Annotated in this window: 12 protein-coding genes and 2 tRNA genes; 8 read left to right on the top strand and 6 right to left on the bottom strand. The window is 33.3% G+C overall.

From position 1 onward, the window contains the following. Positions 1-58: 58 nt before the first annotated feature. Positions 59-6442, bottom strand: coding sequence for an FG-GAP-like repeat-containing protein (locus ACE94K_RS07080; RefSeq protein ID WP_378181977.1), 6384 nt, complete (start codon positions 6440-6442; stop codon positions 59-61). 44 nt (positions 6443-6486) lie between these two features. After that, the gene (locus ACE94K_RS07075) at positions 6487-6945 is read right to left on the bottom strand and encodes a hypothetical protein (RefSeq protein WP_378181974.1); all 459 of its coding nucleotides are present in this window, start codon (positions 6943-6945) and stop codon (positions 6487-6489) included. Positions 6946-7663: 718 nt separating this feature from the next. On the opposite strand from ACE94K_RS07075, the gene ACE94K_RS07070 reads away from it, so the two are divergent. From ACE94K_RS07070 to ACE94K_RS07055, 4 genes are all read left to right on the top strand, one after another. Continuing rightward, positions 7664-9358 (top strand): helix-turn-helix domain-containing protein, encoded by a 1695-nt coding sequence (locus ACE94K_RS07070; RefSeq protein ID WP_378181971.1) that lies wholly within the window; start codon positions 7664-7666, stop codon positions 9356-9358. An 81-nt stretch (positions 9359-9439) separates the two neighbouring features. Continuing rightward, positions 9440-9610 (top strand): class I lanthipeptide, encoded by a 171-nt coding sequence (locus tag ACE94K_RS07065; protein WP_378181968.1) that lies wholly within the window; start codon positions 9440-9442, stop codon positions 9608-9610. Positions 9611-9783: 173 nt separating this feature from the next. Next, entirely contained in the window at positions 9784-11412 is a 1629-nt protein-coding gene (locus tag ACE94K_RS07060) for a S8 family serine peptidase (protein WP_378181966.1), read from the top strand. 5 nt (positions 11413-11417) lie between these two features. After that, the gene (locus ACE94K_RS07055; RefSeq protein ID WP_378181963.1) at positions 11418-11852 is read left to right on the top strand and encodes a hypothetical protein; all 435 of its coding nucleotides are present in this window, start codon (positions 11418-11420) and stop codon (positions 11850-11852) included. 418 nt (positions 11853-12270) lie between these two features. Here ACE94K_RS07055 and ACE94K_RS07050 read toward each other — a convergent pair. The 3 genes from ACE94K_RS07050 to mutS all read right to left on the bottom strand — a co-directional run bounded on the left by ACE94K_RS07050 (position 12271) and on the right by mutS (position 15132). Beyond that, a tRNA-Leu gene (locus tag ACE94K_RS07050) sits at positions 12271-12354 on the bottom strand. 17 nt (positions 12355-12371) lie between these two features. After that, a tRNA-Gly gene (locus tag ACE94K_RS07045) sits at positions 12372-12443 on the bottom strand. Positions 12444-12540: 97 nt separating this feature from the next. Then, positions 12541-15132 carry a DNA mismatch repair protein MutS gene (gene mutS / locus ACE94K_RS07040; RefSeq protein WP_378184243.1) on the bottom strand — a complete coding sequence of 864 codons (2592 nt, stop codon included), beginning with the start codon at positions 15130-15132 and terminating at the stop codon, positions 12541-12543. Between the two features lie 162 nt (positions 15133-15294). Between mutS and ACE94K_RS07035 the strand changes: the two genes are divergently transcribed. From ACE94K_RS07035 to ACE94K_RS07025, 3 genes are all read left to right on the top strand, one after another. Then, positions 15295-15831, top strand: coding sequence for an RNA methyltransferase (locus ACE94K_RS07035; RefSeq protein WP_378181959.1), 537 nt, complete (start codon positions 15295-15297; stop codon positions 15829-15831). Between the two features lie 89 nt (positions 15832-15920). Then, a complete protein-coding gene (locus tag ACE94K_RS07030) occupies positions 15921-16475 on the top strand; it encodes a hypothetical protein (protein ID WP_378181956.1) in 555 nt (184 codons plus the stop codon). A 76-nt stretch (positions 16476-16551) separates the two neighbouring features. Continuing rightward, positions 16552-17865: a dipeptidase gene (locus tag ACE94K_RS07025; protein WP_378181953.1), complete on the top strand. Its 1314-nt coding sequence runs from the start codon at positions 16552-16554 to the stop codon at positions 17863-17865. A 1-nt stretch (position 17866) separates the two neighbouring features. On the opposite strand, the gene folK is transcribed toward ACE94K_RS07025, so the two are convergent. Then, positions 17867-18994, bottom strand: coding sequence for a 2-amino-4-hydroxy-6-hydroxymethyldihydropteridine diphosphokinase (gene folK, locus ACE94K_RS07020; RefSeq protein ID WP_378181950.1), 1128 nt, complete (start codon positions 18992-18994; stop codon positions 17867-17869). Positions 18995-19103: 109 nt separating this feature from the next. On the opposite strand from folK, the gene ACE94K_RS07015 reads away from it, so the two are divergent. After that, complete coding sequence (locus tag ACE94K_RS07015) at positions 19104-19829, top strand: queuosine precursor transporter (protein ID WP_378181947.1); 726 nt, start codon at positions 19104-19106, stop codon at positions 19827-19829. Positions 19830-19864 lie beyond the last annotated feature (35 nt).

Here is a 19864-nt window from a genome sequence, read left to right as displayed (position 1 = left end):
AAACTATTCAAAAGTAAATAAATTATATTCAAAAGATGCTCAAAAAAAGTTGTTTAGTTTAAGGTTTAAATAGGGATTTCCATGCTTGCTCAAGTTGAATGAAATTGACTCCTATACTAATTTTACCAATGGGGGTTTTAAATTTTCCTGCTAAATCAGTTTCATCAAACAGATCTGCTGTTCCGAAGTTCCCAATCCCAAATTTTGTTACTGGTCTCCCATTAAAAAGTGTCCAACCTATTCCTCTTGTATTTCTTAGAATAGACCCAACACCTCCAAAAGATATTCTATCTTTTTGTAAACCTCCGTTGAAAACAAAATGACCTTTCAAGAAATCATACCTCTCAAAATCTGGTAATTCAAAATTTCGTAAATTCTTAGTTACGTTGTTGAATCTTACTTCACTTACATGTCCTCCAATATCAAAATCTATTAAACTTGTTGCCGGTGGCCCTAGGTGAATTTTTCCATCAATACCAAGGAACTTAAGTTTAATTCGATCACGGCCAGAATAGTATTCTAATCTTGCTACATCTGCTCCTATATCAAAATGAAAGTATTTAGTAGCTTTAAACCCTAAACCGATTCCATATCCTGCTTCATACTTAACTCGAATAGAATCATAAACTCCTGAAAGAAAGTTTGTCCAATTGCAACAATCTCCCGAAGAACCTCCATTACTCATAAAAACAGAACTTATAGCAGGGCTAGGTGCTATCAATGGATCTACACTTACTGTAGTCTGAGGCATTTTAACTATTGGATTGGGTTCTGAACCACCACCAAACCATCCACGCACCCATCTACCAACTTCTCTAAATGGTCTAGTAAAATCATTATTGAAGAAATCTTTCATTCCCCAGCTATCCCAATTGGTAGCTATACTGGCGATAGCTCCTCCCAGAACACTTCCTCCCATTCCTTCTCCCCATCCTGAACCTTCATCTTCGTACATCTGACCTGTAGGGTCAGTATACATTAATGGATTGTTCAATACATAACTATATCGATTATAGTTTTGTGTATTGTATGGATTCTGTATAAAATTATCCGGCGATAAGAATCGTTGCATTGTAGGGTCATACATACGACCATTCATATGAATAAGCCCCACTTCTACAAAATGTTCGTGCCCAGTGTACCCTCTGTCTAATAGACTGGTGTGATCAAACCATCCTCCTTTTACAGAATGATATGCGTCTATGGTTCCCCAAGCTCCAAACCTTCTGTGTTCCTGAAATTCCCCTTTAGTCTGCGTGCCAACCATTACTTCTTTAGTAATGTTTAAAATGCTTCCCAAGTAATCTCTTTGCAGATAGTAATCAGCTTTTTCATTACCTTGGTTGGTCATTTGTTCAATAGTGACCATTGGAGCAGTATACGCATCACCTCCTTTAAAGAAAATAAATTTATAGCTGTTATCTTCTTTATTATGAATGATTTCGGCTGGAATTATCGTTGCATATTGTTTATGATATTTGCGATCTTCTTTATTTTTATCCAAACCACCATACCAGGCATTTACACGATTGCCCATAGGCCCATATTCAAAGCTTACCCTTCCTCTTCCTTCTGCATAAACATCAACAGGCTTTTTAAATGCATTGTAAGAGATTTCTTGTCTTGCTCTATTTCGAAAATAGTTTTGTCCAGTAAAATTAAGGGTGATATCCTTCATTTGATATCGCTTACTACCTCCCTGATAGGTAATGTCACCAATCTTAGAATTTTTAGTGATCCTACCAGAACCATCATAAGAATTGGTTTTTCCGTAAGGTCCACTAATCGATGTCAATCGATCTAAAGCATCATATTCAAAGTTTTCACTATAATTCGATGTGTACGCACCAATTGAAGTTTTATGAGATCTACCTGCTAGTGTCCCCCTAACTGCATTAAAACTATAGTTCTGTTCGATATGGTTTTCATTTCGCTCAGGATCATATACGGCATTTTTCTTTAGGTATCCATAGGTGTCATATTCCATTAATTCCTCTTCACCTGTAACAAACTGTATACGATTTATCTGTCCACGCGCATTCACCTTTTTTATTTTCCATTGGTCAAATCCGGTAAATGCTCCGTGAGCATTGTAATTATATGTTACACTGCTACTACTACTTCTTCTGCTTACATCGGCATTGTAGGTTTCCTTCTTAACTCTGGAGAATGTATCATACTCATAGCTTTTAGAAAAAAAAGCTGTGCCATTATTTTCTGTTACCTGTTTCGGTCTCAAATATTGATCGTATTGATAATTGTATTGATAGGTTTTACGATTAATAGCGTCATTTCCACTAATACCAGTCACTAGTTTAGTTGTATTGTCATAGGTATAAGTAGTTGTCATATCAGTTAAATCACCTTTAATTCGGCTACTTAATAAGCTACCTGTGCTGGAATATGTATTGGTAGTAATTCCTTTAGGAGAAGTTTGCTGTAAGATCTCATTAAATCCATTATAGGAATATGTATATATCCCTGCAGAAGGGTCGGTTAGTTTGGTTTTACGTCCCCAACCATCCTGTTCTATAATTTGTGTGGCTCCTTCATAAGAAGAAGTTTTCAAGTTTCCATTTCCAAAATAAGTGTATTGAATAGTACCACCTGGATCATCTACCCTTGTAATATTCCCTAATGCATTTCTGGTTGTGGTAACTGATTTAGTACCATCGTTAACAGTTATTGCCAAACCATTATAAGTATAGGATACCGTTTTTCCTGTATAATGATTCTCTCTTTTTATTCTACCATATAGATCATATTCTATAGTATTCCATTGAGAAGGAGCATTTCCAAAATGAGGTTCACTGCGTCCGCTAATCCTGTCTAAAGCATCATACTGATATGTAATTTGTGACCAATTACCGTCTAAGGACTTCTTTCGCTCATATATCATTCTTTGTAGCTCATCGTACTTAGTTTCTGATGCGCCTCCATCATCAGAAATAATCGAGACTACATATTGATTATTAGTTTCTGTATAACTAGTTCTACTACTATTCCCCAGAAAATCTGTTACTTTTATAGGTCGATTCCAAGCATCATATTCATACAGTGTTGCCTGATTATAAGGATTGATTTCCTTTTTAAGCGAGGCAGTATTGGTATTATATTGATAAGTAGTTTCTAATCCTTCAACATCTTTGGATTTAATTAAAAACCTACCAGATGAATCATAAGTAAACTCAACAGTTCTGCTGGATTCTCCATATGGAGTCGTAGTAATTTTAGTTGTGTTCCCAAATTGATCATAGGTATAAGTTTCCGCATCAAACTGCGTACCGTTGCCTTTGGTCTGTAAAGAACTAATTAATGCTCCAGTATAGGTGTATCTTTCTTCTGAACTAAAAGATTGAGAACCAATAGTTGATCTAACAATTTTCTTAGTAGGTCTTCCGATATAATAATTGTTACCTGTGCTGTTGGTATATGTAAAATCGGTAACTATACTACCGTGACCGGAATAATTGGTTGTTATTTTTATTGGATTATTATAACCATCGTAAGTAGAATTAGATGTTGTACTAGTCCCTTCTAATTGATTTTGAGTAGTAGTAGAAGTGTTCCATATTTTGAACACTTTATTAGCAGAAAGATTATGTTCATATGCATACGTGGTTTTATAAATATAATCGAGAGGAATTGAGCCAAACCTTTGAGTATATGGGGTTTGATATTCTTCCACTATTGCACCACGTAAATTAAAATCTTGAGTTGTGTTTATAAATATTCTATCAGCCGTTCCTGTATGCCAGTTGCTCCGTGAAAGGTATTGAAATCCTCGAAAACCCAGACCTTGTAAATGAGATACAGCGTTTCTGTAATAAAATGTTTGAAACGCAGAAGGAATTCCTTCTACTTTTCTTTCCAAACGTTCTACGATTTGAATACCTGACGCTGCTGAAATGTCAACATTAGGATACACCTGTTCAATACTAGAAGCATATACACTTTCGTTGTTATATTCTTGTGAGTTTAAAGTAGAGTAATGTATTTCATACTCAACTCCGTTATTATTGATTTTACGAAGTGACGGAGGTTTAGCATTGGTTTTGAATGAGTGTATCCATTTATCACTAATCGTAGCAAACTCCAATCCGTAGTTGGGTCTGTCAGGGGACAGAAACACAGGAATTGGTAAATGCCTTAGATTTCCTGTTTTATCTGTATGGTTTGAAGGTTCAAACCTTAGTCTTCCAGCGTCTCTTGAACCATAAGCATTATAATATATTTTAACTCTTTGAAAACCGTTGGAACTATTATTCAGTGTTCTTGTACTATAATCAACGATATCTGTTCTTCCGTCATTGTTAATATCAACAGGAATTAGAGTATAGCCATACATTCTACCTTCTGTGGCATTCCAATAACTTTCTCTATAAGTAAAAAGCTGGTCTCGTGTAAAAATTTTAAAATTCTTACCCGTGGAGATGAAAGAGTAATAAACTTTAGAGTTGTCTTTCTTTGGCGTAATAAATTCAGTTTTACCATCACCATTGTAGTCTCCAACAAGAATAGGTTTATCTCCTTTAATAAAACTACTGATCGTGTGTGAAAGTAATTCTAATCTACCCTGACTATTAACTGTATATACGTGTACACTCCCTTCTGTAAAATGAAGAATATCAGTTTTACCATCACCGTTAAAATCCGCAGGTATTAGTCTATCATTGATTCCTAATGATTTTTGTAATCTTCCTACAGACGAAGTAAATCCAGAAGTAATTCTTCGATCAAGTTTTATTAACGTTACGTTTGAGCTGGAAACAGTTGAACTATTGCATTTACAACAATCACCTAAAATTGGAATTTTCTGGCCCTTAGATTCTGAAGTTTCAAACGGTTGATCTCCAATCTCTATGCAGTCTTGTGAATCTTCATAACAATTTGTAAAGGTATATGGAGTGTTAATTGCTATTACTTCCGTTAACCCATCACCTGTAAAATCACCCGAGATATATTTTTGATTTACCCTATTTCTATTTGATCCAAAATTACAGCTTAACATATTTACATATGTTGGAGCATTCCAAGTTTTTTCGTATTGAAGTATAGGACTAGAGAATCCATTTGAGTACATTTTGAACTTCACCTTATTATCTGAAGTATTTTGAACAACCGTAAACCCCTGTCCTGGTAAAATTTTGTTCTGGTGGTTTAACCAAGTAGTTGGGAATATATTTGAAAAACTTCCTGAATTGACTGTGATAGGAATACTAAAATTATCACCCTTAAACAGATAAAATTTGTCCTTAGATTTTGGATATACCATAAAATCCATTTTGCCATTCCCGGTCAAATCCAAAGATACGGTCTCTGCATTTCTCTGCTCTATATTAACTACTCCAAGATTTGATGTTGTTAATGCATAGTTGGGAGTACTTGTACCAGATCCAAAATAGGAGAACATAATAGGCGTATGAGCGCTCCCATAATCTCCAGAAAACTCTTGAATTTGTTCTAGCCTATCGACAATAGGGTCTTGCAAATAAGCATAAGTTAATTTGTAGTTTCTATATGGGATACCGTTGCCAACTACTTTTATTTCTATTAATTTATTTCTTCGAGTAAATAATATTCCGTTTACATATGAGGCATCCTTAACTGTTCTGTTTTGATATTCGAATTGGACTTCATTAACTGGCGAAGCACCACCTTTTGAACCATATTGTATTTTAGAGATTTGAAGGATGTTGTCCTGGGTGGTATATTGAAATGTAGTACGAATTCCTTGAGGGTTTTCAATAGTAGTAATCGCATACTCCAACTGCGACTTTGTGGAGGCTGTACTACCATAATATGCTGTTGATCCGTCTGGATATTTTACAATGAAATATGAAGGGCCGTAAGATGCTCCATAGGAAGAAACTCCCACAGATGTGATTTTTAAATTCGAATAATTTTCAGTTTGATATTCTGCTCCACTACCTCCATATGTGCCAGATTTTAAAATTAATCGTTGTCCATCCAATGCAAAACGATCAAGAGTATCAAAGTCAACAGGGTCTTTTACTCCATCATGGTATTGCGTAGAGGGTATTCTCGTGATTGTAGATAATCCTGAAATACTCCAACCATATCCAGCAATACCATTAGTTCCTTGGCTATTGTAGGATAGAGCAATTTTAGGAGTGACTCCACCTATTCCTGGAGGAACGGCGATAGGTACAGTATAGGTTGCTCCTCCCGTGAGTGAAACCGATAAGTCCCCAATAGTTCCCCCAACTCCGGAGTTATTGTTTTTATCTAAATTAACAATATTGGAATTAGAATTACTATTTTGTTCATTAATAACTTCTTCTGACTCAACCGTGGCTGAATGTTTTTCGTAAGTGAATTCGTCAATCGGATTCAAGTTAGTAGCATCCTGTGCCTGTAATTGTAACCCTAAAATGAATACGAAAAGAGTAAAAATAGATTTGATGTATAATGCTTTCATCTACAGTGATTTTTAAAGGATATTTGTATGATATGTGGATCTTGTTATAACTTAATGATCTTTTTATGCACTTTCTTTACAGTTTCATTATTCAGATAAAAAGTAACTACGTACAATCCTGTTACTTTTCCTGATAGATCAATGCTCAAAGAATTTCCCCTGGTTCGTTTAATGGGTGTTTTTTCGCTGGTCATCAAGCTGATCAGTTCGATGTCGGTGATTTGCTCAGAAAACATAGGATCCCAGCGCAGTGTAGCTGCACCTGCTGTAGGATTGGGAGATACGGAGAACTGGTTTTCAATTGTCTCTGCTGTAATTTCCTTTAAGGGTTCTTCTATAGATGGGATACTATCGGATGTAAAAGTGTTTATACTTCTGGAAGCTGTACTTTCTTTTCGGAGCATTTGGTTGCCCGATGGATCATAAGAAAAATCCAATACCGTTTGGGAATACCCCACAAACCCCGATAGCAGGATGAATACATAAAAAAGTGATTGTTTCATAGTTGATGATTTAATGGTTATTGATTCATTTTTTAAAATTGTTTTACTTAAAGTTTAGACAATAGATACCTGGGCCTTATAAAAAGCTGTTTTTGACTTTCATAAGAAAATCGAACTAAATGGTTGGGGTATTTTAATCAGTTAAGAGGTGTCATAACCTTATCTTTATGTTCTTTACTGATCGGTATTTTCAAACGGTTTTATATCATAAAATAAGCCTTGGTTATTATTATGTGTCATTAAGAATGGATATGTTACCTCTGTTTTCGATTTTTTTTCAAAATTTACACGATATTCATTTCAGTGAAAATAGTTATATGATCATTTTTACGAAAAGGAATTAGACAACCGCTCCAGTAGTTGCAGTAAAATACATTATAGACCGTTCAAATATATCCAAACCGATAAATTTCTGAATAGCTGTTATTGCCAACTTATTTAATTTTATAGACTTCATAAATTCGTATCATTCTTCAATTCGTTTTGTTGTAGTATTACAACATAGGAAAACATTCAAATCTAGTTTAGATAGTCACAAATATATGGGGAGAATTTACGTTATTGCAAGAGAAATAAGTCGTGATTTATAAAAGGCGGGTGATCATTTATAAATAACGACAATAAAAAATTTAATTCAACTATTTGAATTTCAGTTATTTACAAAAAAGTAAATTAGTATAGTTTGAATAGAATCGATATAATCTATTTATAGTCTTAAATGCTTAGAAAAATTAGGTTAATATTATTTATAGGGATTTTTTCTCTAAAGAATGTAAGATCTCAAGAGGATAATAATATTAGTTCAGCCAAATCTTTGATTTCTAAAAGTTTTTCTGAACTATACTCTGATTTTAAAAAATACAATGAACTTAGAGATACAACAAATGCTAAAAAGTCAGCTGTGTCTTATCTAAACAAGGCCAAAGCAAATAATGATTTAATGTCACTTGTAAGGGGGTATAAATATGTTGCAAGTTTGTATGAGGACGATATAAAAATAAAGTATTTAGATAGTGCACTTAATATCACCAATGATAATAGTTTTATTAGATCATATTCTGCCTACATATATTTTGACAAAGGAAATACGTACTACAAAAGAAGAAAATTTAAGGATGCTATCGATAATCTTTTAAAATCCAATTCTTTAGCAAGAAAATATAACTACACAGAACTGAAATTTGACAGTAACTATTTAATTGCTGTTTTGACGGATAGAATTGGTAATCACAAAGATGCTATCAATATTCATCAAGAGTATCTAGAATACAGCCGAAATAATGAGAAGATTGACAGTTCACGTTATTTAAAAACTTTGTTTGGTCTTGTCGTTGCGCATTCTAAAAACAATCAAATAGAGACTGCTTTGGCTTTAGCTGATGAGGGGTTGATCGCATCTCAAAGATCCAAAAATGATGAATTATATTATCATTTTCTGTTATCTTCTGGAGTACTGAATCATCAAACAAAACAACATAAAGAATCCTTAAACTGTATTAATAAATCTCTGAAGTATTTCCTTTCAGTTGATAACAAACCTAATTTAGCTGTGGCTTACTTCTATAAAGGCAAAACACTTTACGATTTGGGTGATCGAGAAATTGCTTTAGAATATTTTAAAAAAGTTGATACCATTTTTAATACTCAAAGGGATATATTGCCTGAACTTAGAGAAGGCTACCAAATTTTGATTGATCATTACCAAAAATCTGATGACCTAAGACAGCAGCTTCTTTATACAAATAAATTAAGAGAAGTGGATAGCGTTTTAAATCAAAACTATAGGTATCTGCAGACAAATATTATACAAGATTATTATACTCCACTATTGATAAATCAAAACTTGGAAAACAAGAGTAAAAGTTTCTGGAAGATAATATTTGTTATAGGTGCTTTACTTATTTTAAGTGTTGCGGCATTTATTTATAGTAATAGTAAAAAAAGATTATATCAAAAGAAGTTTGAGATGCTTATCGCAAAAAGCAAGGATGAGGGCAAAGTAACATCCCTTCCCCAAGATCAAATCAAAAATAGTCCTAATATTCCAGAAAATATTATCAATAGCATAATCAAAGGATTAGAGAATTTCGAACGTAACCATCATTATATTAATAGCAAGTATACACTTAACCTATTAGCTAAAGAGCTACAAACGAATTCGTCATATCTTTCTAAAACGATCAATAGTATGAAAGATAAAAGTTTTTCACAATATATTAATGATTTAAGAATTGATTATACTATTGAAACTTTGAAGCATACCAGAAAGTACGATCTATATACTATTAAAGGAATTGCAGAAGAGGTTGGCTTTAAGAGTAGTGAGTCCTTTTCTAAGGCCTTTTATAAAAGGACGGGAATATATCCTTCTTATTTTATTAAAAAATTAAAGAAAGAAGGTCTTGATTTATAAATGAAGACCAAAAAACCTATCTCATAAAATAAATAATCTATTGATTTACATAAATTTGAAAAAATTAAAACTATTAATAAGATGAAAAAAAGAAAACTAATTCTTAGAAAAAGTACTATAACTAAATTAACAAAAATTCAAAAAAATAAAATTTGGGGTGGAACAGGAGGAGCTGATGGAACAGAAACAGTTGATGGTGGTGACACACAAAATAATGATAATGATTGTTTTCTTTTTTCGATTTTTGAATAGTTTAATTGAAATAGATCAATTGAAAGACACCTCGGGAAACCTCGAGGTTTTTTTCTCGTAAAAAGTTATGATGTTTTAAAATTAACTCATAAGTCTTTAGTTGACTTATTTATAATTCTAATATTTTGGGTAAAATTCACTTTAGAACCAGGAGAATAGCGTGTTTTAGTTTTATGAGTATTTTTGTTTTCTTCTCTTGTAATAGAGATAACATTATTGTTGATGAATATTCAGATTCTTTGGATAGGGTTAAAAGTCTTCACGATACTAGCAATGTGACAAAAAATTGGTTTAAAAAAGACCTAAATGATGATAGAATTCCGGGCATAAGTCTCAATAAATTATATCAAACTCTTTTAAAAAATAGATCAGGTTCTGGTTGTGTAATAGCTGTAGTAGATATGGCAATGGATATAAGTCATGAAAGTCTCGGAAATGCCATTTGGGTCAATAAAGATGAAATCCCCAATAATAAAATTGATGATGACCGTAATGGCTATATTGACGATGAGAGAGGTTGGAATTTCATTGGTAATACAAAGAATGAAAATATTCTATTTGCAAATTATGAATATACTAGGGTAATTAAAAAGTATCAAGATAAATTTAGAGATAAATCGAAAAGCGATATTCCTGTAAACGATTTGGATAAATTCAATTTATTTTCTAGAGCCCTAGAAAAGTATGAAAAAAGAAAAAAATATGCTTTTCAAGAAAAAAAATACATTGACGAACTAGAACAAGAATTTAATCAATCGATTGAAACAATACAGTTATATGACAAGAGTATCCAACTGAATCCTAATGATTTAAAGGTTCTAAGAAATAAGTATCCAAATGACAAAAAATTAATCAAAGCAATTAACTTTATTCTTAAAAAGAAATTAACCGAATCCTGGGTAAAAAATTATAAGTTGAAAACATACGAAAGGATTAACAAATTACTGAATTTAGAATATAATGAAAGGCTCATCTTAGGAGAGAATTCATCTGATCTAAATGATTCTATTTATGGTAATAATATTGTTAATGGTAATTTAGACTTATTTGATCACGGCACAAAAATTGCCGGATGTATTGCTTCAATAGTAATAAATGAAAACGTAAATAATAGTATTGAAATAATGCCTATAGCTATTTCACCTTTTGGTGACGAACACGACAAAGACATAGCTTTGGCAATAAGATATGCGGTGAATAATGGTGCTAAAGTAATTAATTTAAGTTTTGGAAAAGAGTTTTCGCTTAATCCTGAATGGGTGATTGACGCGCTGAAATACGCAGAATTGAATAATGTTTTAGTTATAAAATCTGCAGGAAACGATAATTTGGATTTAGATAAATCCTATAATTATCCAGACGACTCAATGGATAGAGATAAAAAAGAGGTACACAATTTTATACGAGTAGGTTCAACTTCATATTTTCTAAATGAAAAATTTAGAAGTACCTTTAGTAACTATGGTAGAAGTGAAGTAGATATTTTTGCTCCCGGTGAAAAGATTTTTACCTCAGTGTCTACAGAGGAAAAATATTCTTATGTTAGTGGCACATCAGTTGCAACTGCAATAACCTCCTCATTAGCAGGCTTGTTATATTCTTACTATCCTGATTTATCAGTACAGCAAATAAAAAACATTATTCTTGAGTCGGGGGTATCTTATAATCTGGAAGTCGATATTTCTAAAAAAGGTGATATCTTTAAAAAAACCAAATCCTTCAAAGAACTCTCTAGTTCGGGCAGCTTACTTAATGCTTATAATGCATTTATTATGGCAGAAAATTATTTAGAAAAAAAATAGAAAAAATGAAATCAAAAAATATAATTATTGCAGTCCTAGTTCTTATCATTCTAAATTTTAGTATCGCGATAATTCCTCATCTAATCGTCAAACCCTTGTGGGTACCAAGAACAGATGGTCTTAAAATTGCAACTATTTTTGAAGCTCTGTATACCCTTGTAATACTTCCTTTAATACTTCTGTATTTAAATAAAAAGGTAAATAAAAAACTTAGATTAGATAATTTTTTGATCAATTCAATATTTATTCTAGTCGCAATATATCTTTCTAGTCATTTCCACTATCAAAATTTTGCAGATATGACAGGCAAAGGTGATAATCCAGACCAAGGTACCTATCTGATGAAAGTAACCGTATTAATCGGCGGAATGATAATTTCGATAATAGGCATTGGATTAAAACTTCGTAAAGACAAGAAGAAAAAAATTAATTATTCATAGGGTAATTACTTATTAATATTTGGAATTTACGCGGTGAAATGAATTTTATCGGCCCTTTCAGAAAATATAAAATATCCCTCTTAGGTTCAATTATCTTCTCAAACCTCTTAATTCCCTACAGGAATATTTCTCCTCATAGCTTTTACAGCAAAAGAATATATAAGATTTAGAATCAAAAAAAACAAAACCTCGTTTTCGACTACTTTGAGTCAAAAACGGAGTTTTGTTTTTTAATTTATCGTTATGAACTTTCTAATTTTACTGGGGCTTTCTATTTTCTAGAAATCCCTTTATCTGCAAAGCAGTGTTACAAAAGTTTTACCTATGTTTTACCCAAAAACATAAAACCTAAATATTTGCATTCTAAAAAACGACCAAAAACAAAGAAACCTCCTGATTATTAGGAGGTTTTCTTCTGTACTCGGGACGGGACTTGAACCCGTACGAACTAATGTTCATTGGATTTTAAGTCCAACGTGTCTACCAATTCCACCACCCGAGCGTGGTATATATTCTCAGAGCGAAAGACGGGATTTGAACCCGCGACCCTCACCTTGGCAAGGTGATGCTCTACCCCTGAGCTACTTTCGCAGTTATTTTTATGAACTTTGCAATTCGTTATTGCGGATGCAAATTTAAAACATTTCTAGTAATACCAAAGTCTTTTCTAAAAAAAGAATAAAAAACTTTACACCGATGAAGCTTTCTTCCTGGTTAACATACGTTTAATCTCATTCAATTTCATCAAAGCCTCCACAGGAGTTAACGTGTCTATATCAATATTTACAATTTCTTCCTTGATTTCTTCCAATAATGGATCATCAAGATTAAAGAAACTTAATTGTAATTCGTCCTCTTCTTGAATTCCTTTTATTTTATCAGTTAATTCTTCGCTACTATGAGATTTTTCTAATTTCTTAAGCATCTTATTAGCTCTATGTAATACTTGTTGTGGCATTCCTGCCATTTTAGCCACATGAATTCCAAAACTATGCTCACTTCCACCAGGAACTAATTTTCGCAAAAAAAGTACATTATCCTTTAATTCTTTGACCGCTACGTTATAATTTTTTATACGATCAAAAGTTTCGCACATTTCATTCAATTCATGATAATGTGTTGCAAATAATGTTTTCGGCCTTGCTGGATGTTCATGGAGAAATTCACTAATGGCCCAGGCGATTGAAATTCCATCATACGTACTGGTTCCACGACCAATCTCATCAAGCAACACTAAACTCCTATCTGATATGTTATTTAGAATATTTGCCGTTTCATTCATCTCTACCATAAATGTAGATTCTCCCATAGAGATATTATCACTTGCTCCTACCCTTGTAAATATTTTATCTACCGCTCCAATCTTGGCTTCATCTGCAGGAACAAAACTTCCCATTTGAGCTAATAAAACGATTAATGCGGTTTGCCTTAATATCGCAGATTTACCACTCATATTAGGACCTGTAATCATAATCATCTGCTGATCTTCTCTGTTCAAACAGACATCATTTGCTATATATTGTTCTCCGGGAGGTAATTGCTTCTCTATTACCGGATGACGTCCATTTTTAATTTCAAGAATATGAGAATCATCGATAACAGGACGTGTATAGTTATTTTCTTCTGCCAACTGGGCATAAGAACACAAACAGTCTAATTGCCCTATTAAATTAGCGTTTAGTTGCACCGGCTTGATATATTCATTCATCCACACAATCAAATCACTAAATAATTGCTGCTCTAATAACAGGATTTTTTCTTCTGCTCCCAGGATTTTAGCTTCGTACTCTTTTAATTCTTCAGTGATATATCTTTCTGCGTTTACCAATGTTTGCTTACGTATCCAGGTTTCAGGCACCTTATCCTTATGAGTGTTTCTTACCTCAATATAATATCCAAAAACATTATTGGAAGCTATTTTTAGAGAAGTAATACCGGTAGCCTCTGTTTCTCGTTCCAGCATTTTATCCAGATAATCTTTCCCGGAAAATGCTATGGAACGCAATTCATCTAATTCATCGAGATATCCATCTGCTATAGTATTTCCTTTTAGGATATTTACCGGTGCTTCCTCATTTAAGGTCTCCTTAATTTTAGTTCTCAACAACTCACAGTCGTGTAACGTATCGCCTATCACTTTTAACGCCTCATTATGACTATTAGCAGCTTGTGCCTTTATTGGAACAATAGCTTCCAAAGAGTTTTTTAATTGAACAACTTCTCTGGGGTTTACTTTTCCGGTAGCCACCTTAGAAATCAAACGTTCAATATCTCCAATCTGCTTAATTTGATGTTGGATTTTCTGAAGCAAGGTCTTATTTTCCAAAAAATACTGTACTACCTCGTGGCGCTTTTGTATACTTGCTATATTCTTAAGAGGCAATGCCAACCAACGTTTTAAAGTACGACCACCCATCGGAGAGATGGTTTTATCAATAACATCTATTAATGTTACTGCATTAACAGCATTAGGATTATACAACTCCAGATTACGAATGGTGAAACGATCCATCCATATATATTCATCCTCTGCAATACGCTGAATAGCCGTTATATGTTGTAATTTATGATGTTGTGTCTCACTTAAATAATGAAGAATTACTCCAGCCGCAATAACTCCTTCATGCAAATGATCCACTCCGAAACCTTTTAGAGAAGTAGTTTCAAAATGAGCATTCAAGGTTTCATTTGCATAATCCGTCTTAAACACCCAGTCTTCTAAGCAAAATGTATGAAAATCACTTCCAAAATCTTTTTGGAAAGACTGCTTTTTTGGTTTTGGAATTAAAACTTCACTCGGATTAAAATTTCGTAAAAGTTTATCCATCTGTGCTACATCACCCTGTGCAGTTAAGAACTCTCCTGTTGAAACATCCAAAAATGCAACACCAAGTTCTTTTTTACCATAATGTAATGCACACAGAAAATTGTTTGTTTTACTTTGCAGCACCTCATCGTTAAGTGCAACACCAGGAGTTACTAACTCTGTCACACCTCTTTTAACAATAGTTTTAGTTTGTTTAGGATCTTCTAATTGATCGCAAATAGCAACTCTTTCTCCTGCCTTTACCAGTTTTGGCAAATACGTATTTAACGAATGGTGCGGAAACCCAGCTAAAGCTGTTTCATGCTCACTTCCATTACCTCTTTTGGTCTGAACAATATTGAGAATAGCAGCAGCTTTGATAGCGTCTTCGCCAAAAGTCTCATAAAAATCCCCTACTCTAAACAACAATAATGCGTCAGGATATTTAGCCTTAATCGCATTGTATTGCTTCATTAACGGAGTTACTTTCTTTTCTTTTTTTGCTGCCAACAGGATATAATTTTTCTACTGTGGCTAAAGTAGGTATTCTCTATTTTTTTTTGAAACGTAGTGAAAAGGAGTTATTCATTTTTATTCACAATCCAGTTTCAATGAATAAATGATATTTTTGCCATAATGGAAAAGAAAAGAAAATTAAAAAATAGCGAACTAGATCGCAAAACAGTGGCTGAATTTAAAGATGCAGAAAAAACTCCGCTGATTATCATCCTTGATAATATCCGAAGTCTTAATAATATTGGATCTGTGTTTAGAACGGCAGATGCTTTTTTGATTAAAAAAATATACCTATGCGGTATCACTGCAACTCCACCTCACAAAGACATTCAAAAAACCGCACTGGGAGCGACTGAAACTGTAGCTTGGGAATATGCCGAAAGCACTATAGCACTTATAACAAAACTAAAAGCTGAAAATGTACGTATCCTTTCTATAGAACAGGCAGAAAATGCAATAATGTTACAAGATTTCAAACCAGAACCCAATCAAACTTATGCAATTGTTTTTGGTAATGAGGTAAAAGGAGTGCAACAAGAAGTAGTTTCTGCTAGTCATAAGGTCATTGAAATACCGCAATACGGTAGCAAACATTCTTTAAATATTTCTGTGAGTGCCGGGGTTGTGATATGGGACTTGTTTAACAAACTTGTTTAAAATCCAAACTTCTTTTCCTTCTTATGGCTATCGCACGCAACCATTTAATATGACATCCATCTATTACTTGAAAATAAAAAGAGAAAACCATGAAAAAGAAAATTATCACTACAGTAAAATTATACGTAGCATTTACACTGGTATCAGTAATCGCTTATAGCTGTTGCCCAGAACAAACTTTTCAGCTCCAGAGCTTCGAAAGTTTAGAAATTTTTCAACTTGCCACACAAGACATCCAGGATCCTGTAACTACTGTAACCGATGAGTTTACTTTACTGGCTAGATTTGGAGAAAACACCTTTACTACAGCTACCATTGATTTCAACTTCATCACTTCTGCTTTTGCTACATCCTGCGATAATGACACTTTTTTAAACCGATTAAATGAAGAAAGTCTTGTTGTAAGTCTTGATAAAGAATTTATCTATGACGGCAATACCATTCCTGCCAATTCAAATCTGATAGACATTACCGAAATTGCCAATAAAACTGAAGTTTTTTATGATCTCATTCAGATTACTTTTTTAAACGATTTTCTGGAAAAATCTCAATTTGAAAATCAAGAATACACTTTTACCCTATATGTAGAAACTACTGATGGTTTTGAATTTGAAAAACAGGTATCTGTAACCTTAAACCTGTAATGAACAACTGGGAAGTAGGCATTCCAGATTTTGTTTTGTAAGTTTAGGGCTAACTAACGCAATTCAAAATCCAACTATGAAATATCTCAGTACACTTCTGGTCATCTGTCTGACTTTACTAAGCTGTAACCAAAAACAAAAAACTTCTAATAAAGAAGAATCAATGACAGAAGAGCAACTTATTGCAAAGGCAAAAGAAATTCATAAAAATGTGATTACCTTGGATACTCACTGTGATATTAATATTAAAAACTTTACAGACTCCATCAATTACACCCAAGACCTGAATTCTCAAATTACTCTTCCAAAAATGAAAAAAGGCGGATTAGATGTAGCTTGGTTTATTGTATATACCGGACAGGATTCATTAAACACTGAAGGATTTCAAAAAGCACATAAGATTGCGATGTCTAAGTTTGACGCCATACACAGATTAGTGGATTCCATAGCCCCTGATCAAATAGAATTAGCATTGACTTCTGAAGATGTTCGTAGGATTCATAAATCCGGTAAAAAAGTAGCAATGATCGGAATCGAAAACGGCTATCCGATTGGTACCGATATTAATAATGTGAAAAAGTTTTATGATCTTGGCGGAAGATATATGTCCTTATCTCATAACGGACATAGTCAACTCTGCGACTCTAATACTGGCGAAGCTGACGATATATGGCTACATAATGGCCTAAGTGATCTTGGAAAAGAAGTTGTTGCCGAAATGAATAAATGGGGTATGATGATTGACGTATCACATCCATCTAAGGAATCCATGCGTCAGATGATCGAGCTTTCAAAAGCTCCGATTATTGCTTCTCATTCTTCTGCCCGAGCATTGTGTGATCATAGTAGAAACTTAGACGATGAACAATTGCAGTGGTTAAAAGAAAATGGCGGTGTGGTACAAACCGTTGCTTTTACCTCTTATTTGAATACTGAAAAGTTTGAAAAGAGAGTGGTTAAAGAAGTAGAAATTGGAAAACAAATAGCAGATTCTATGGGAGTCACTTGGCTAGAGCGAGAAGAAGTTATGAAATTAAGTTCTGAAGATAAAGAAACTTATTATGATTTTCTTGGGAAAATGGCAGCAATCAGAAGAGTAAAGATCAAAAAGATGAAAGACTTACCTCCTGCTGTTGATGTGGTAGATTTCGTAAATCATATTGATTATATGGTTGATAAAATCGGCATTGAACACGTAGGTATCAGCTCAGATTTTGATGGTGGTGGTGGAATCGAAGGATGGAGTGATGCTTCAGAAACCTTTAACGTCACTTTAGAATTGGTAAAACGCGGATATACCGAAGCACAAATAGAAAAACTTTGGAGCGGCAATTTACTTCGTGTTTTAGATGAAGTTCAAGAAGTTGCTATTGAGCTACAAAAGGGATAGATTATTCGATCAACCGATTTAAAATCCAAATATAATCTTCACGATTGCTGATAAAATCCTTATCAGATATATCTATGATTCGAACATTAAAGTGTGCTTGTGATTTGATGAATTGCAAGTACCCTTTGTTAATTTTGTTTAGATATTCTGCTGGAATTTTCTGTTCATACTCGCGACCTCTCTTTTTTATATTTTCCAACAAACGTTCCGTGTTTTGATATAAATATACATACAAACCAGGCTTTGGCAAATCTCGATACATTATATCAAAAACCTTCTTGTATAGTTTATACTCATCTTCCTGCAAAGTTACTTGAGCAAAAATCAATGATTTAAACACATCATAATCGCTTACTACAAAATCCTTAAATAGATCAAATTGCCCTATATCATCCTGAAGTCGTTGATATCGATCTGCCAAAAATGACATTTCCAGCGGAAAGGCATAACGCTCCATATCCTCATAGAATTTTGGCAAAAAAGGATTGTCGGCAAAACGCTCTAACACCAACTTAGCGTTAAACTCTTGAGCAATCAGATGCGCTAAACTTGTTTTACCGGCTCCAATATTTCCTTCTATTGTTAGATATTGAACTGCTGATAAAAAATATTTTTGTTTAGGATTTAAAAGTACCTCATTAAGTTTGGTAATATGAGAAGTATCTTTAGTTAGCTCCAATAACTGATTTACAGTTTTATAGAACACAGGGTGCTCTTTTGTTCCTGCTATTTCTGCAAGTGGCTCCAATACAAATCTACGATCCTGAAATGACGGATGGGGAACGACCAACTTGTCCGTTTTTAGAACACCTTCTGAAGAAAAAATAATATCTAGATCAATAGTTCTTGCTTCATAACCTTCTCCATCTGTTCTATTTCTTCCTAATGAATTTTCAATTTCTAAAAGTTTATCCAATACTTCTGAAGTAGGGTCAAAAGTCTTTACCAAAATACAGGCATTATAAAAATCGTCACTACTAAACCCCCAAGCCGGCGTTTGATAAACCGCCGAAATATCCAACACATCTCCAATACTGTTGTATATTTTATCAATCGCTTTCTGAAGATAATCCAGTCGATCTCCCATATTACTTCCTAGTGAAATATGTATATTATATGATGTTTTCAATTGTGGAAATTTATTTTCTGATCAGAACTCTGTACTTTTAAGAGCAAATTAAGGAAAACAAAATCACTCCACCTTATTTTTGTGCCAAGTGTTATTAACTAATTATATTTTGAATAAAACTTCCCTGAATCTTAAAGATAGAATAGTCGCTTACAGAATTTACTTCATACTTGGAGCTTTATTCATTTCTTCATTAGTCGTTTGCAATCTTATTTTTCAAAAGTTCTTTCAATGGGATTTTTTCGGAATTTATACCTTTACAATTAGTGTCGGTTTAATTCCTTATCCCTTAACTTTCCTAATAACTGATATTGTAAGTGAAATTTATGGTAAAAAGAAAGCTAATCTTATGGTTACAGCAGGAATTTTTGCCTCTGTATTTTCCCTCTTAATTATCTACTCGGCATCTTCTGTAACTGCTTTTATAGATCCTGGAACTGATCCAAACCTTCAAGTTGATGACGATACTTTTAATTTAGTTTTTGGGAAAAGTATGATTTCAGTTTTTGCTTCTATGACCGCCTATCTTTTTGCCCAGTATATTGATATCAAAATTTTTCATTTTTGGAAACGTATTACTAAAGGAAAGCACTTATGGATCAGGAATAATTTTTCCACCTTTCTCTCACAGTTTATAGATAGTACTATTATCATTTCGCTTTTATGTTTTAATGGGATTTTTTCTTGGGACAATTTTATCCCCTTTGTAATGAGTGGTTTTCTTTTTAAGGTAATCGTAGCCACTTTAGATACACCACTGTTGTATGTTTCGGTTTTTGCTCTTAGAAAAAGATTCAAACTGCAACCAGGAGGAGAATTAAACCTTGAATATTAAAAAATCTAACAAATAGTTAACTCAAAAATAGCAAC

Origin of the sequence: Aquimarina besae (assembly GCF_042434905.1) — a bacterium.
GTDB lineage: Bacteria > Bacteroidota > Bacteroidia > Flavobacteriales > Flavobacteriaceae > Aquimarina.
The sequence above is the reverse complement of the archived record's forward strand: the minus strand, read 5'-3'. Positions and strand labels throughout refer to the sequence as shown.

What these genes read in the sequence shown, in the direction of transcription:
- ACE94K_RS07080 (WP_378181977.1), bottom strand. Translation starts at nt 6,442, where the DNA reads ATGAAAGCATTATACATCAAATCTATTTTTACTCTTTTCGTATTCATT.
- ACE94K_RS07075 (WP_378181974.1), bottom strand. Translation starts at nt 6,945, where the DNA reads ATGAAACAATCACTTTTTTATGTATTCATCCTGCTATCGGGGTTTGTG.
- ACE94K_RS07070 (WP_378181971.1), top strand. Translation starts at nt 7,664, where the DNA reads ATGCTTAGAAAAATTAGGTTAATATTATTTATAGGGATTTTTTCTCTA.
- ACE94K_RS07065 (WP_378181968.1), top strand. Translation starts at nt 9,440, where the DNA reads ATGAAAAAAAGAAAACTAATTCTTAGAAAAAGTACTATAACTAAATTA.
- ACE94K_RS07060 (WP_378181966.1), top strand. Translation starts at nt 9,784, where the DNA reads ATGAGTATTTTTGTTTTCTTCTCTTGTAATAGAGATAACATTATTGTT.
- ACE94K_RS07055 (WP_378181963.1), top strand. Translation starts at nt 11,418, where the DNA reads ATGAAATCAAAAAATATAATTATTGCAGTCCTAGTTCTTATCATTCTA.
- mutS (WP_378184243.1), bottom strand. Translation starts at nt 15,132, where the DNA reads ATGAAGCAATACAATGCGATTAAGGCTAAATATCCTGACGCATTATTG.
- ACE94K_RS07035 (WP_378181959.1), top strand. Translation starts at nt 15,295, where the DNA reads ATGGAAAAGAAAAGAAAATTAAAAAATAGCGAACTAGATCGCAAAACA.
- ACE94K_RS07030 (WP_378181956.1), top strand. Translation starts at nt 15,921, where the DNA reads ATGAAAAAGAAAATTATCACTACAGTAAAATTATACGTAGCATTTACA.
- ACE94K_RS07025 (WP_378181953.1), top strand. Translation starts at nt 16,552, where the DNA reads ATGAAATATCTCAGTACACTTCTGGTCATCTGTCTGACTTTACTAAGC.